A 15910-nucleotide genomic window follows, 5' to 3' on the forward strand; every position below is an offset into this window, starting at 1 on the left:
AAAAGAATCTATAGTTCCGAAGTACAGAAATTTGAAAATGCAGTTATCAATGCAGATTTTATTTTCTTACAAGACATTATGAAGGAAATGAATTTAAAGGAAAATATTACTAAGCACGCGGCGGAATATTAAGCCATTGGTCTATTGTAATTTTTAAGAAGTGTATATTAATTGGTTTTGCAATATAATCATCCATCCCGGCTGCAAGACACTTTTCTCTATCTTTCATACTTGAATGTGCTGTTACTGCAATTATTGGTATCTTAGAATATCTGCCGGATGATTCGCGTATTTTTTTAGTTGCTGTAATTCCATCCATATCAGTCATTTCAACATCCATTAGAGCTAAATTAAATGCTCCTGTTTTAATTGCTTCAATTGCATCATGCCCTGTAGAGACGGCTTCTACTTCATATCCAACTTCACGCAATATTTTGAGTTCAAGATTTTGACTAATCGGATTATCTTCAACTAATAATAATTTCTTTCTTTGAACGGTTCCTGAATTTTCTTCAGAATGCTGCGTTATAATACCATCAGCAGTATGTGTTTGTCCCGAAGTTACTTTCTCCGAAATATGAAAATGCTGGTCCATATTTATGTTCGGTTGTAATTTCATTTTTACGGAAAAATAAAATTTGCTGCCCAAACCGAGTTTGCTTTCCACATTAATTTCGCCATGCATCAACTTTACAAACTCTTTGGAAATCATAAGACCAAGTCCGGTACCTTCTTTTGAACTTTTCTTGGTTTTCACTTGGATATAAGGTTCAAACAAAGTAGAAATTTTATCGCTTGGTATTCCTACTCCTGTATCTTCAACGCTTGTTAGTAGCTCAACAAAAAATTCAGTTTTTGCTTGAACAGATATATTAAGAGTTATTCTGCCATGTTCAGTAAATTTAATCGAATTGCTTAATAAATTGAGGATAATCTGTCTATACCTAGTTGGATCTCCGAACATTTTGTTTGGAATCTTACTATCAATATTTTTTTCAAGAGTTAATCCTTTAGCTTTGGCCGTCTGTGCAATAATAGAAAATGCCTTAACAATCTCATCGTTAATATTAAAATCAATTTCATCTAGTTCCATCTTACCCGCTTCAATTTTAGATATATCAAGAATATTATTTATTATATCCAGAAGAGACTCAGCAGCTAAATGGGCATCTTTAGCAAATAATTTAAGTTCATCTTTACTTTCGAAAAGATCATTCTCAATCAAAGTAAGAAAACCCATAACGGAATTCATTGGTGTTCGAACTTCATGACTCATACTTGCTAGAAATTTCGATTTGAAATTACTTTCTTGCTGAGATTTTTTAGCAGCAGTTTCTGCTTTCAATTTTTCAGTCCGGAGTGCTTCAAGAGCATTCTGTTTTTCATTCTCTGCCTGAACTTGCTGCGTTATATCTTGTAAACTACCTTCATAAACATTTAGTCCGCTTTCTTCATCTTCGTTAGTTTTAACGTTCATTCGAACTGTAATTTCATCTCCATCTTTCTTCTTAAACGGAACGCGGAAGTTTCTAACTTTACCCTGTTTCTCAAGAAGTTTGGTTAATAATTCCCAATCGTTTTTTCTTTGGAGTACGTCTGATTGTAAAATTAATTTTTTAAATTCATCTTCATTTGTATACCCGAGCATTTTAATCAATGCAGGATTTATTGTAGTAAATTTTCCTTCGCGGGTTAGCTGAAAAATTCCTTCGGCGGAATTCTCAAATAAATTTCTAAATTTTTTCTCCGATTGAGAAACTTCAAAAGTTTTTATAACTGCTTCTTGTCTAAATTTATAATTGATATAACTTGCAACGATGGCCATTATACTTATTACAATTACCAAAAAGATAGATTCGAACATATTTGGTAGTATTGTAATACTCTTACTGTTAAAAATAATTGAGACAGAAAATACAACGTTATAATAGATAGCAACTATTATCTGATTTGAAACTTCCCAGCTTAGAAATAACGCTGCTATAAAAATGATTAGACTAATAATGTGGGAATTAAAAATTATAGTTGTTGGTATGAGATAGATCATCACACCAAAAGAACATATAATAGAAAGAAGAAGGGTATGAATTAATATTATGGGGTGCTTTTTCCCAAAATTAAAATTTGAAATGATTAAAAGTAAAAATGCAATTAGAATTGCCGAAAGACGGGAAATATAAATTTCTACACTATGCGCTGAGAAGTATCGGACTTCCAAAATCATTGCTAAAATACCGGCTACCACGGTAAATTTTGCCAATGCTTGAAAAGGAGCTATTAAATTACGTTTACTCTCGTCTTGAAAATATTCGAAGCTTTTTCTTTCAAGAGTATTTTTAAATTTATTTTCAGTACTCACAGCACTCTATAAGTTTATTTAAATATGGTAGAATAATTTTCGTAAATTTTGGATAACTTAGTTAGAAAATGTGTTTTATTAACAAGAAAAACTTTACAAACTTCTTTTATCTAAGGACTTAAATAAAGAAAATTAGCTAAATAATCAAACTTAAATAAAATAGACAAGGTATTATATGTTGGAGTTTCTATATCAAATAGACTTGAAATTCCTTTATTTTATTAATCATACGTTATCTAATCCATTTTTCGATAAACTTTTCCCATTTATCACTGATGTAAAAAACTGGTATATAGCTTACATAATATTATTTTTAATTCTAATTGTTAAGGGCGGAAGAATTGGTAGAATTGCTGCTTTCGCTATGATCTTACTAATTGTTGCCACAGATCAGTTCAGCAGTTACTTTTTGAAAAATTTAGTCGGCAGAATTAGACCCTGCAATGTTTACTCAGATTTAAATGTGCTTGTTACTTGCACAGAATCATTTTCATTTCCGTCTTCACACGCGGTAAACAATTTTGGTGCGGCAATGTTCTTTACAAAAATTTTCCCTAAATATAAATGGTCGTTTTTTAGTGTAGCAATATTAATGGCATTTTCCAGACCTTATGTAGGTGTTCATTATCCATCAGATGCAATTGGAGGCGCTTTAATCGGTATGTTCTTCGGTTATATATTTGCTTTTATAGTTAAGAAAATAGATAGTTTTATTTCAATGAAACAAACGAAAATTACAGATAAATATGAACGTGTAGAATTCAAATAACTAAATGAGAAAAAATGAAAACTAAACTTGAAATTGCGAAAAATTGGCTACCGCGTTACACGGGTACTAGTATTGATGGCTTAGGCGATTATTTGTTGTTAACAAATTTTCAAAATTATGTTCTAAAATTTGCAGAAAAATTTAAGTGCGATGTTCAAGGTTTGGGAGGACCTATGCAATCTGCTACTAATAGCGCCGGTTTATCAATTATAAATTTTGGAATAGGATCTGCTAATGCGGCAACAATTATGGATTTACTTGTGGCACGTGAACCAAAAGGTGTTTTGTTTCTTGGTAAATGCGGTGGATTAAAACTCTCTACGGAAATCGGACACTTTATTTTACCAATTGCTGCTATTCGGGGTGAAGGAACAAGTAATGATTATCTTCCGCCTGAAGTTCCCGCTCTTCCTTCATTCAAGTTACACAAATTTGTTTCTGATAAAATCATTTCTAAGAACATTGAATATCGAACCGGAGTAATTTATACAACAAACCGACGTTTGTGGGAATGGGACGAAGATTTCAAAATTTATTTAAGAAAACTGGGCGCGATTGGAATTGATATGGAAACAGCTACAGTTTTTATAGTTGGTTATGCAAATCAAATTGCACGCGGCGCTCTCTTACTAGTTTCCGATCTACCAATGTTTCCTGAAGGAGTAAAAACTGAAGAATCAGATCGTGCAGTCACTCAGCAGTTTGTTGATATGCACTTAAATATCGGTATTGAAGCAATGACTGAAATAGGCAGTAAAGGCGAAGCAATAAAGCATTTTACATTCTAAATTACTGGCATTGATATTGAGTTCTTTATAAGTGAAAATTGGGAAACATGATTAATCTTAATGGAATTTGATATACTTCTAAACTATTATTCGTACTAAGTGAACAGAATGCGTAGTAATAAGTGGACAATGCTTAGAAAGGAAATAAAAATGGAAAAAATTATGAAAAGTATATTGTTAGTCTTGATTGTTGTTATATCCGGACCAAATATTTTAGTAGCACAGAATGAATCCGAGAACGCAATGAAAACAACTTTGAACAAATTATTTGATTTCAGTAAATCGAAATCTTATGAAAAAGCTGCATCTTATATTGCGTACGATGGTGAAGATAAAAACCATATAGGAAAAGAATCTTTTAATGCTGTCAATAAAGATGAATTAAACCAAGTGAAAAGAATTTGCAAAAAGATCTCAGCTTTAATAGATCTTAGTTCCAAACATGAATTTGGTAAATTTAATATTCAAAAGGATGTCGAAAAAGAAAGCTATACTATAGAAGTTAATTTTGTTAGCGGTGATCAAAAACTTGTTACTACATTTAGATTTATTAAAACTGCAAGCGGATTATTGTTAGCCGATTTGAATTGATCTATAAAAGATTCAACTCTTTTTCCGAACTAAAATATTTTTTTCACTTCCCTTCTTTACCAAAGTAACTCCAATTAGAATTACAACCGCTGCAAGTATAACCCATAATGATATTTTCTCATCAAGCACTAACCAACCTAAAAATAATGCTATGATTGGATTTACATAAGCGTAAGTTGCTACTAATGAAACGGGAAGATGTGCAACCGCATAAACATACGAACTGTAACCGGCTAATGATCCTACAATCACTAAATACAGATATGAATAAAAACTAGAATTCGTAAAATGTAATCTACTTCCTTCACCCAAAATTAATCCTAGTGTAGTTATTACTACTCCGGCAATAATCATTTGCATTGCTGCGCTCATCAGCGGATGTACACTGATTTTTTTGTATTTCGAATAAAGAGTTCCGACCGACCATAGAACAACCGCAAACATCAATCCTATAACACCTCTAAGGTATGCTGGATCAAATAACCGGACGAAATCTTCACCGAAAATAATTCCTACACCAACTAAGCCTAGTAATAACCCAAGAAATACTGTCGAATTTATTTTTTTACCTTGCGGAATTATTGCATTAATTCCAACAACCCAGAATGGAACTGTTGTTATTAATAAAGCTGTTAATCCGCTCGGAACCCATTGTTCTGCAAATACAACTAAACCCGTTCCGCCGCCAAGTAATAATAATCCGCTAATTGAAAGATGAAACAAGTCGTTTTTATTGGGCAGTTTATATTTTCTTAATAACAAAATTATAAGAAGCAACGGTCCGGCAGCTATAAAACGCAAACCGGTAAATAAAAACGGTGGCAAATTTTCAACTCCAATTCTAATAGCTAAATACGTTGTTCCCCAAATAATATAAATAGAGAATAATGCAAAATATGCCCGCGTGTTTTTTTCTTTGTCCATAATTTTTCTTTCAAAAAAGAGGCTGAAAGATAATATTTTTTTTGATGTGTGAATGAATATTATTTACTAATTCTAATTTTCTGAAAAAGGAATTAGAGATTAAAAATTTTGTAACTTTCTATCAAAGTTGTAAAACTTTTTGCGGGACTAGATGATTAGATGAACGCACTTAAAAACATATTTGAAAATCTTCCGAAAGAATTGAGAGAAGAGTATTTCGAAGAAATTATATCTACAAAAGATTTTAAACTCGAAAGAATAATTTCGGAAGGTCATACTTCCCCACCTAATTTTTGGTATGATCAGGACAAGAATGAATTTGTTATTCTTCTCAAAGGGAAAGCAAAATTAAGCTTTGATGATGGAAATAATTTTGAACTGAAGCCCGGTGATTATTTAATTATTCCGGCTCATCAAAAACATAGAGTTGATTGGACAGATCCCAATCAAAAAACTTTTTGGTTAACAATACATCACTAATGAATTATGATTAGAGAAATATTTTTTACAATTATACTGCTTGTTGTTCTCACCGCTTCTACTAAAGCGCAAATTCAATCGCCAAGTTTAGGAGGCTCTTTACATATTGGAAACATCAGCGGAAATTCACCATCAATTTCAAGTTTGGGCGGATCTGTTGTTTTTGATTTCTATCCTTGGTTCGAAAATGTAGTTTCTTTCCGTGCATCATTCACTTATTCACAAATGGTAGAAAAATTTCTGCCGGAAAACCGTTCCGGAAAGTATTATCCTTTCTTAAAAATTTTTTCGCTAAAAGGATTTTCTCAGCAATACATTTCTTTTCCAATTTATATTGAAGAAGGAGCCGGATTAATTTATCTCAATGATAGAACATTTAGCGATGTAAATATTTGGGAAGTCGGCGTTGGCTTTAGTGCATTAGCCGGTTATGATTTTCGAAAAAATAACTTGAACGGTTTTTCTCTCAGCTTGGGCATGGATTACGGAGTAACTTTCACTCATACAACTGCAAATTATCTTTTAGTTTTCCTTCAAACTCAGTATTACTTTTAAGAATCACTACAACTTATACAGATCTCTCATCAACTCTTCGAACTGCTGAAAGTACAATGCTTGTTCCGGATCGCTTAAAGCATTTGGCGGATCAGGATGAAACTCGATCATAATTCCATGTGCACCAACAATCTTTGCCGCTTTTGCCAATGGAATAACTTTGTTCCGTTCGCCTACTGCATGCGAAGGATCAACTATAACCGGAAGATGAGTTAACTCTTTCAATACCGGAATAGCACTTAAGTCCAAAGTATTTCTTGTAGCAGTTTCAAATGTTCTAATTCCTCTTTCACACAACATTACTTGTCTGTTCCCCTGCGATAAAATATATTCCGCCGCATTGAGCAGTTCATCTATTGAAGCCATCAATCCCCGCTTAAGCATAACAGGCCTGTGAGATTTACCAACTTCTTTCAACAAAGCAAAATTCTGCATATTGCGTGCACCAACCTGAAGTATATCTGCGGTCTTTGCAACTTCAACTACATGTTCGGTATCAAGAACTTCGGTAATAACCGGCATCTCATAATATTTACCGGCATCAGTTAAGAATTTTAAAGCATCTAGGCCTAATCCTTGAAAACTGTAAGGAGAAGTTCTTGGCTTAAAACATCCGCCACGTAAAATTTGTGCACCGTTTTCTTTTGCTTCAAGTGCGCATTTTAAAATCATCTCTTCCGATTCTACAGAACACGGACCAGCGATTACTATAAAATTATTTCCTCCAATAACAACATCTTTAACTTTGATGATCGTATCATCACTTTTGTATTCCCGGCTAGCAAGTCGGTAACTTTTTGATTTTGATTTCTTCGTCGGCTGAATTTCTGTTTCTGTTTTTTGTTCGTTTGGTGCAGATTCAGAATGTTCATTTAAAATATTCAGATATTCTAATTTTGTCCGTTCAAGTTCTTGCGATGGATAACTTCCCAACACTTTCATAAACCTTGTGTGCTGTCCTAATTCATCTAAAACTTTTTGAACCAACTCACTTGTAATGTTTCCTTCAAAATCGAGATAGAACATTTCTTCCCAAGGATTTCCAATGATTGGTCGGGATTCAAGTTTTGTTAAATTCACATTAGATTTTCGAAATACATTTAACGCTTCAACAAGAGAACCGGGAGTGTGCGATGTTGCCATAACAATTGATGTCTTGCATGGAATACGGAAATCAACTTCATTTGGTTTACGCGAAGCAACTAAAAATCTTGTAAAATTTTCCGATTGGTTTGCGATATCTGTTTTCAAAATTTTTAGCCGAAAAAGTTTTGCTGCTTCTTCACTTGCAATAGCCGCGTATGAAGAATTACCTTCTTCCTTAATTTTCTGAACTGACATAGCGGTATCATCAAAATATTCAATGGATACATTAGGAATCGTTTCTAAAAATTTACTGCATTGAGCTGCCGCTTGATAATGAGCATAAACTTTTTTGATTTTTCTAAACGAAATCTCTTCACTTGCAACCAAACAATGTTTCACTTGAAATTTTTCTTCACCAACAATTGATAAAGTTGTATGAAGAAGAAGATCATACACTTCATTGATCCCGCCAGACGTAGTATTTTCGATTGGCAATACTGCAAGATCGGCTTCACCTTTTTCAACAGCATCAACTACTTCATCAAATCTTTTCTTAGATACAAAATGCAGATCGGCATTGCGATGAGTAAAATATTTTTGCGATGCGAGATAACTGTAAGATCCTTCAATACCTTGAATAGCAACTGTAATAGTTTTTTTCTTTTCCCCTTTTCTGTTCAATTTTGTTTGAACATAATTTTGCTGAAGCCGAACGGAGTCTTCAATTATTTCATAAAAAACTTTTGTAAGAAAATGGGAATCTAATCCTTCTTTCTTACCGATCTTAATTAAACGATTTAATAGTTCCGATTCTCTTTGCTGGTCTCTTATTGGTTTTTGAGAGTTTTCTTTTGCTAGAATAACTTCTCTGCTCAACATTCTTCTGTCTGCCAGCAGTTTTATCAGCTCGGAATCCAACTGATTAATCTTTTCTCTTAATTTCGAAATATTCTCTTTTTTCTTTTTTCTCATCTTTATATTCAGTTTTCTCAAATTGTGGGTCGAAGGTATAAATTTTTTTACGTTAAAAAAAATTGATTTACGTTTATTGATTGATTAGATATTAAATAGTTGCTAATTTTGAATTGGATATAAATCTCCGTTATTCAGTAATTCATAAACCTCAATTTAGTTTATCATATAGGAGGTTATTTATGGTAAATCAATCCCGCCGCAACTTTTTAAAGACAGCCGCACTTGTTGGAACAGCAGTTACCGGATTATCATCAAAGACAAAAGCAGCACCAAAGAATATTTTATCTGAAGATCGAATGGGTGTGTTAGTTGATACCACAGTGTGTATCGGATGCCGTAAATGTGAATGGTCTTGTAAAATTGCTCACAATTTGGAAACTCTTTCTATTGAAGCTTATGATGATAGAAGTGTTTTTAAAACAATGAGACGACCCGGTTCTAAAGCATTAACGGTTGTAAATGAATATAAGAATCCTGATGAGGAAAAATTTCCGATCAATGTAAAAGTACAATGTATGCATTGCGATCATCCGGCATGCGTCTCTGCGTGCATAGTTGGTGCTTTATCGAAACAAGAAAACGGATCGGTAATTTGGGATACAGACAAATGCATCGGCTGCCGTTATTGTATGGTTGCATGCCCATTTCAAGTTCCGGCATTCGAGTTTGAGAATGCATTAAAACCTGATATTAAAAAATGCGATTTCTGCTACGAACGGACTAAAGAAGGAAAACTTCCTGCTTGCACGGAAATTTGTCCTGTTGAAGCCATAACTTACGGAAGAAGAGAAGATCTTGTTAAAGCGGCACATCAAAAAATTAAAAACTATCCCGATCGTTACATCAATCGTGTGTTTGGTGAATATGAAGTCGGTGGAACTTCATGGATCTATTTAGCAAATACAGAATTTGAGAAATTGGATTTTCCGAAACTCGGAAAAGATCCCGCACCCGGAGTTAGTGAAGCAATCCAGCATGGAATCTTCGCTTACTTTGTTCCGCCCGTTGCCCTTTATGCATTACTCGGCGGAGTTATGTGGATCAATAAAAATAAAAAGAAATCCGAGAATGAGGAGATATGATTATGGAAGATTTCAAACCAACACTAATGAAAAAAAAATATTTTACTCCTGTTGTTATTGGATTAGCCGTTTTAGTCCTAAACGGAGTAATGTTCTTACTTGCTCGATTCATTTTCGGAATTGGTTCAGTAACAAATCTTGATAATCAACATCCGTGGGGAATTTGGATCGGTCTTGATGTTGCAGCCGGAGTTGCACTTGCAGCGGGCGGATTTACTACTGCTGCATTAGGTCACATCATGCACAAAGATCAATATCATACAATTATTCGTCCTGCACTTTTAACTGCGGCACTTGGTTATACTTTTGTAGCCGTAAGTGTAATGATAGATCTCGGACGTTACTATTATATCTGGCATCCACTTGTTATGTGGAACGGAAGTTCTGTCCTTTTTGAAGTTGGTATATGTGTTATTATTTACTTGTTTGTACTATATATTGAATTCTTACCAATAGTCTGCGAGAGATTTATTGGAAGAGTAAAACTTCCGGGATTGTTGAAATCATTAAATAATCCAATTGATAAAGTTTTGCGAATCCTTGATAAAGGATTAGAAAAAACAATGTTCATTTTCATTATTGCGGGCGTTGTGCTTTCTTGCTTGCATCAATCATCTCTTGGAACGTTGATGGTAATTGCCGGACCGAAGATGCATCCGCTTTGGCAAACACCAATTCTTCCTTTACTTTTTTTACTCTCTGCTGTTTCGGTTGGATTGCCAATGGTAATCATGGAATCATTAATAACATCAAAATCTTTTGGTTTAAAACCTGAGATACATATTCTTTCTAATCTTGGAAGTATGGTTGCACCTCTGCTTGGAATTTATCTAGCATTCAAAATCGGTGATATGATGATTCGCCAAACATTTGTTTACTTAACTACATTTAGTGCCGCAAGTGTAATGTTCACTGTTGAATTATTATTCGGTGTGATCATTCCTTTAAGAATGTTTATGTCAAGACAAGTAAATAAATCACCGCTTGGATTATTAATTGCTTCGTTTCTTGTTATCATGGGAGTATTTCTGAATCGTCTGAATAACTTTTTAGTTGCTTACACTCCGCCGTATGAAGTTCATTCTTATTTCCCTTCCATCGGAGAAATTTCAGTTACAGTCGGTTTCATTGCATTCGAAATTCTCTTGTTCAGAATTGCAGTAATGATTTTCCCGATTGTAAGTGTACCTAATACATCAGCACAACGAACAAAATATTCGATCCGCGGAGGTGCACAATGAAAATGAAAATATTTATTTTGTTTTTTTTCTTTTTATTAGTTATTAATGCTCAGACTAAGAAGCAAGTTCATCCGAATCTTAATGGTATAACTTGTAAAACTTGTCATTCATGTGATATTCCAACAAAAGAAAATCCTTGTGTGATACCTTGCCCGCGCGCGAAAATGGTTTCCATTGATCAATCACCTGAAGAAGGTCCTTCGGTTTTAACAATAGATAAATTTAAAAAACAGACTGATATTTATAGTCCTGTAATTTTTTCACACCGGTTACATGCAGAAATGAGCGGTATGTCCGGCGGTTGTAAAATGTGTCATCATTACAATCCACCTGGTCAAGTGATCGGATGTTCCGATTGTCACGAGCTAATGCGTAAACGTACAGATGTAAGTAAGCCCGATCTTAAAGGCGCATATCATCGTCAATGTATGGAATGCCATCGCACATGGAGCGGAAAAGTTGATTGTGAATCTTGCCATACTTTAAATGGTACATCACAAAACATAAAAGCACAAACGTTAACTGAAAAAAGTTCAAAGCGTGTTCATCCTAAAATTATTGCGCCAACAACTTTAAAATTCGATACTCCTAAAGCATCCGGTAAGATGGTTACTTTTTATCATTCGCAACATGTTGATTTATTTGGATTGGAATGCCAAAGTTGCCATACAAATGAAAGTTGTGCGAAGTGTCATACAAAAAATAAAACTTCACTTTTAATAACTAAAACGACTGAGCAGAAACACGCAGTTTGTTCCAGCTGTCATAACACAAAACAAAACTGCGGTGATTGCCATTCCAATTCTGTTAAAGAAGGATTTAATCACGCAATAAAAACCGGATTTGATATTACCAAGTTTCATGGAAAAGTTTCCTGCAATACTTGCCATACTGAAAAAGGAAAATTCACCGGTCTTAATTCAGAATGTATTAATTGTCATGGTAAATGGACTCAGGAAAATTTCCAACACAAAGTTACCGGTGTTATTCTAGATGAAACGCACTTAACATTGGAATGCAAAGACTGTCATCAAGAAAAGAATTATTCTAAACCAATTTGCACCAATTGTCACGAAGATAAATCATTCCCTAAAAATGTTCCGGGAAAATTAATTAAGAAGAACGGATGATACTTACTAGAAAAATATTTGGGAAGATCAGCTTAAAACTAATTGGCGTAGTTAGTGTAACTGCAATTTTAATAATTGGAGTTTATTCATATTTCAATGTCACATCACAAAGTGATGTTTTACTTGCCGAAGTTGAGCGTCATGCAAATCAATTAAGTGAATCGGTAAAAAACTCGACACGTTATGTAATGTTATTGAATCAACGTGATCATATTCAAGAGATGATCAACAGAATCGGAAAAGACCCGGCGATTGATAACGTTCGCATCTTAAACAAAGAAGGTGAAATAATTTACTCTGCTCATCCTGATGACATCGGCAAGATGCTGGATAAACAAGCAGAGAGCTGTTATGCATGTCACGCAGAAAATAAAGCATTGGAAAAATTACCCATTCAACAGCGGACAAGGATTTTCAAAACACACTCCGATTCATCACGCATCCTTGGAATAATTAATCCTATATACAATGAGAAATCATGTTACCAAGCTGATTGCCATGCACATTCTGCAAATGCCAAAGTTCTTGGTGTTCTCGATATAACAATTTCACTTTTAGATGTTGATGAGCAGATACATCAAAATGAAATCCGTGAAATATTATTTGCAGTTATTGCAATTACTGCTATTGGATTCATTATCGGGTTTTTTGTAAAACGCTGGGTTGATCATCCGGTTAGAGAATTAGTAAATGCAACAGATCAGGTAGCCGCCGGTAATTTGAATTACATCATTAAAAATCTAAGTTCTGATGAATTAGGAACGCTGGGGAAATCATTCAATAATATGATCAAGAAGCTTGATGAGACAAGTCAACAATTATATCAATCAACCAAAATGGCTTCACTTGGACAATTGGCTGCAGGCGTTGCACACGAAATAAATAATCCTCTTACCGGAGTTCTAACCTACAGCAGTTTTTTGTTGAAACGGACAAAAGACAATCCGCAAATGCAGGAAGACCTTAATGTAATTGTACGCGAGACTTTGAGAAGCCGTGAAATTGTTAAAGGGTTACTTGATTTTGCACGGCAGTCAACACCAAAGAAAAGTTCTATTGATGTAAACGATATAATTAATCATGCCATTGCGGTTGTAAACAATCAACTAAAACTGAATAAAGTAAATCTTGTAAAAGAATTCGATCCATCGCTTCCAAAAATTACAGCTGATGCAAATCAGATTCAGCAAGTTTTCTTAAATCTATTTGTAAATGGCATTGATGCAATCGGTCAAAACGGCGGAACACTAACTGTGAAAACTTCGCAAATCAGTTTATCTCCAAGAGGAATTACACAGATCAAAAGTGCAGTGTGTGCAAAAACTCATAGTCTGATTGATGCAGAACATAAAATCGGAGGAATGCCATCACTGAGAATAAAAATTAAATCTAACAGTAATGAAGGATTTGTCAACATAGATCCGGTTTACGGAAGTCATCGTCACTACTTTGGAATTGCATACGATAAAAACAGCAGTGTAAATCTTGCTTGCCCGGTTTGCGATATTTCATTTTTAGATAAGAATAGTAAATGCCCAAAGTGCGACGGACCGATTTATAAAATTCAAATACCAAATCAAGGATTTCTTGAAGGATGTGCTTCATTCAAAGATGATTGGCAAAAATGGGATTTTGTTGACCGAGCCGGTGAGAAAAAATTTGTTGAAATAAATGTAACAGATTCCGGCTGCGGAATTCCACCTGAAAACTTAAATAAAATCTTTGAACCTTTTTTTACAACAAAAGGTCAGCGTGGAACCGGACTTGGTCTTTCCGTTATTTGGGGAATCATTGATAATCATAACGGATCCATTACAGTTGAAAGTAAAGTCGGCATAGGCACAACATTTTCGGTTCGATTACCTCAACAATGATATTTCAAAAAATATTTGATGAAAGAACAAACTAACATATTAATCATTGATGACGAAGAAGTAGTTATAAGTTCGATCTCAAAGATTGCAACATTGGAAGGATATTCAGTTGATTCTGTTCTAGATGCTTTTTCTGCACTGCAAAAAATTTCATCATTAAAATATAATCTCATCATTTGCGATATTATGCTTCCCGGAATGGACGGGTTTCAATTTCTAGCGGAACTCGAATCTAAACGGATTGATACACCAGTTATAATGACGACAGGTTATTCGACAATTGAAAATGCCGTTAAATCACTTTACACCGGAGCGATTGAATTTATTCCCAAACCATTTACAGTTGATGAGATGATAAGTGTTATACGGCGTGGTATCAAATACAGTGCTCTTATGAAATTAAAAAGATTAAATAATGATTCAATTTTACTTGTTCCATGTCCGGCAAAATATTATCGCTTGGGTTATTCGGGTTGGATGAATAAAGATAACGACGGATCAGTTCTTATCGGCGCAACAGATTCTTTCATAAAAACAATTGATCAAATAAAAAAAATTGAGTTACTCAGTACAAATGAAAAATTAACTCAGGCAACACCGGCTGTAAAGTTTGAAACCGAGGATGGTTTAGTCCACCAACTATATTCCGTTATAAGCGGAATCATTTTAGCCGGTAATGAAAGATTGATTAACGAACCGGAGTTATTGGAGAAAGATCCTTATTTCGATGGATGGATTTACAGGATTGTTCCAACAGAACTTGAATATGAAATGAAATTATTAATTCCATGCAGTTCAGATAGATCTTAAGTTTATTAATTAAGGAGAATAATTATGCCGCTCTTCATTTTAGCAGTAATCATTTTTATCATCGCCGATGTAATAATAAGATACGCGATCAAGATCGTAAATGAAAAGAAAACTCGCAAAGAGAGAGAAACAATACTTGAAGAAAGTGTGAACATTGATTTCAGCAAAGAAGCTGTTTCTCTCAAGCGTGTTGAAGTAACAAATCCAAAAGCAAAAATTTTATGTGTTGATGATGAGAATGTGATACTGGATAGTTTCCGAAAAATATTAGTTCTTGATGGTTATACAGTTGACACCGTAAGCTCCGGTCCGGAAGCAATAAATTTAATTAAATCTCATCACTATGATTTTGTTTTTACGGATTTGAAAATGCCTGAAATGGATGGTGTTGAGGTAACTAAAACGGTTAAATTTTTACGGCCGGATATAGATGTAATAATCATTACCGGTTATGCTACAGTTGAAACTGCTGTTGATTGTATGAAACTCGGTGCGCTCGATTATGTTCAAAAACCATTTACCGAAGATGAACTTCTTGAGTTCACAAAAAAATCTTTGATCAAGAGACAAGACCGAATCCAAAAGCAATTAAAACCGCGTGTACATATTACTCATCTTAACGAAAATGAAAAATTAAATGTTGGCGAATTTGCAATTCCAGGCGGCGTTTTTATTTCGGAGGGACATTGTTGGGCAGGCATTTCTCAAGAAGGAGCTGTTAGAATTGGTATAGATGATTTTGCAAAAAAATTAATCGGTAAAATTGATGATATCGAGTTTCCTAATCTTGGAATGGCAATCGCAAAAGGACAACCATTATTCAGTATTAAACAAGGGAAAAAATCAATTCAATTTAATTCACCGGTTAGCGGACAAGTTGCAAAAGTAAATTTGGATCTTGGTGATAGCCTGGATGCGCTTGATTATTCCACTTATGAAAAAAATTGGATCTGTGTTATTGATGCGGATAAATTAGATTCTGAATTAGCACAACTCAAAATCGGAAAGAACGCGGTTAACTTTTATCAAGATGAAATAGAGAGATACACAAAGCGTATCAAAGACTTTATTAAGAACGGAGATGATAAAAAAGATAACTTTGAACTTTACTGGGGTCAACTGCAAAACTTAGAAGAAAAAGATTGGTACATAATAACCGGAGAGTTTTTTAAGAAATAATATTTTAATACTAGTATTAAGGAGAAGTTCGCCCTTCTCCTTTTTTATTTTTGAACATTGACAAAGT

At 34.1% G+C, this 15910-nt stretch carries 14 protein-coding genes; 11 read left to right on the forward strand and 3 right to left on the reverse strand.

What is annotated here, in order from left to right:
• Nucleotides 1–109: 109 nt before the first annotated feature.
• A complete protein-coding gene (locus NTZ27_07415; GenBank protein ID MCX6174559.1) occupies nt 110–2359 on the reverse strand; it encodes an ATP-binding protein in 2250 nt (749 codons plus the stop codon).
• Nucleotides 2360–2534: 175 nt separating this feature from the next.
• Here NTZ27_07415 and NTZ27_07420 point away from each other — a divergent pair, with 175 nt between their 5' ends.
• The 3 genes from NTZ27_07420 to NTZ27_07430 all read left to right on the forward strand — a co-directional run bounded on the left by NTZ27_07420 (nt 2535) and on the right by NTZ27_07430 (nt 4507).
• Nucleotides 2535–3128 (forward strand): phosphatase PAP2 family protein, encoded by a 594-nt coding sequence (locus tag NTZ27_07420; protein MCX6174560.1) that lies wholly within the window; start codon nt 2535–2537, stop codon nt 3126–3128.
• Nucleotides 3129–3142: 14 nt separating this feature from the next.
• Nucleotides 3143–3916, forward strand: coding sequence for an AMP nucleosidase (locus NTZ27_07425; GenBank protein MCX6174561.1), 774 nt, complete (start codon nt 3143–3145; stop codon nt 3914–3916).
• Between the two features lie 162 nt (nt 3917–4078).
• Nucleotides 4079–4507, forward strand: a complete 429-nt coding sequence (locus tag NTZ27_07430; GenBank protein MCX6174562.1) for a hypothetical protein — start codon at nt 4079–4081, stop codon at nt 4505–4507.
• Between the two features lie 12 nt (nt 4508–4519).
• On the opposite strand, the gene NTZ27_07435 is transcribed toward NTZ27_07430, so the two are convergent.
• Complete coding sequence (locus NTZ27_07435; protein ID MCX6174563.1) at nt 4520–5431, reverse strand: EamA family transporter; 912 nt, start codon at nt 5429–5431, stop codon at nt 4520–4522.
• 159 nt (nt 5432–5590) lie between these two features.
• Here NTZ27_07435 and NTZ27_07440 point away from each other — a divergent pair, with 159 nt between their 5' ends.
• Both NTZ27_07440 and NTZ27_07445 read left to right on the forward strand, forming a co-directional pair.
• On the forward strand, nt 5591–5911 hold the full coding sequence (locus NTZ27_07440) for a cupin domain-containing protein (GenBank protein MCX6174564.1): 321 nt from the start codon (nt 5591–5593) through the stop codon (nt 5909–5911).
• A 6-nt stretch (nt 5912–5917) separates the two neighbouring features.
• A complete protein-coding gene (locus NTZ27_07445) occupies nt 5918–6466 on the forward strand; it encodes a hypothetical protein (GenBank protein MCX6174565.1) in 549 nt (182 codons plus the stop codon).
• A gap of 6 nt (nt 6467–6472) precedes the next feature.
• On the opposite strand, the gene NTZ27_07450 is transcribed toward NTZ27_07445, so the two are convergent.
• Entirely contained in the window at nt 6473–8524 is a 2052-nt protein-coding gene (locus tag NTZ27_07450) for a bifunctional 3-deoxy-7-phosphoheptulonate synthase/chorismate mutase (GenBank protein ID MCX6174566.1), read from the reverse strand.
• 182 nt (nt 8525–8706) lie between these two features.
• Here NTZ27_07450 and NTZ27_07455 point away from each other — a divergent pair, with 182 nt between their 5' ends.
• Genes NTZ27_07455 through NTZ27_07480 form a run of 6 tightly spaced genes read left to right on the forward strand, consistent with a single transcriptional unit; the run spans nt 8707 to nt 15843 of the window.
• Nucleotides 8707–9609 carry a 4Fe-4S dicluster domain-containing protein gene (locus NTZ27_07455; protein ID MCX6174567.1) on the forward strand — a complete coding sequence of 301 codons (903 nt, stop codon included), beginning with the start codon at nt 8707–8709 and terminating at the stop codon, nt 9607–9609.
• A 2-nt stretch (nt 9610–9611) separates the two neighbouring features.
• Nucleotides 9612–10850 (forward strand): Ni/Fe-hydrogenase cytochrome b subunit, encoded by a 1239-nt coding sequence (gene hybB / locus NTZ27_07460; GenBank protein ID MCX6174568.1) that lies wholly within the window; start codon nt 9612–9614, stop codon nt 10848–10850.
• On the forward strand, nt 10847–11980 hold the full coding sequence (locus NTZ27_07465) for a cytochrome c3 family protein (GenBank protein ID MCX6174569.1): 1134 nt from the start codon (nt 10847–10849) through the stop codon (nt 11978–11980). Before hybB ends, NTZ27_07465 begins: the two co-directional genes overlap by 4 nt.
• Nucleotides 11977–13854 carry an ATP-binding protein gene (locus tag NTZ27_07470; protein ID MCX6174570.1) on the forward strand — a complete coding sequence of 626 codons (1878 nt, stop codon included), beginning with the start codon at nt 11977–11979 and terminating at the stop codon, nt 13852–13854. The genes NTZ27_07465 and NTZ27_07470 overlap by 4 nt, the downstream gene beginning before the upstream one ends.
• 18 nt (nt 13855–13872) lie before the next feature.
• On the forward strand, nt 13873–14664 hold the full coding sequence (locus NTZ27_07475; protein ID MCX6174571.1) for a response regulator: 792 nt from the start codon (nt 13873–13875) through the stop codon (nt 14662–14664).
• Between the two features lie 24 nt (nt 14665–14688).
• A complete protein-coding gene (locus NTZ27_07480; protein ID MCX6174572.1) occupies nt 14689–15843 on the forward strand; it encodes a response regulator in 1155 nt (384 codons plus the stop codon).
• Nucleotides 15844–15910 lie beyond the last annotated feature (67 nt).

Source organism: Ignavibacteriales bacterium (assembly GCA_026390775.1).
Classification (GTDB): domain Bacteria; phylum Bacteroidota; class Ignavibacteria; order Ignavibacteriales; family Melioribacteraceae; genus Fen-1258.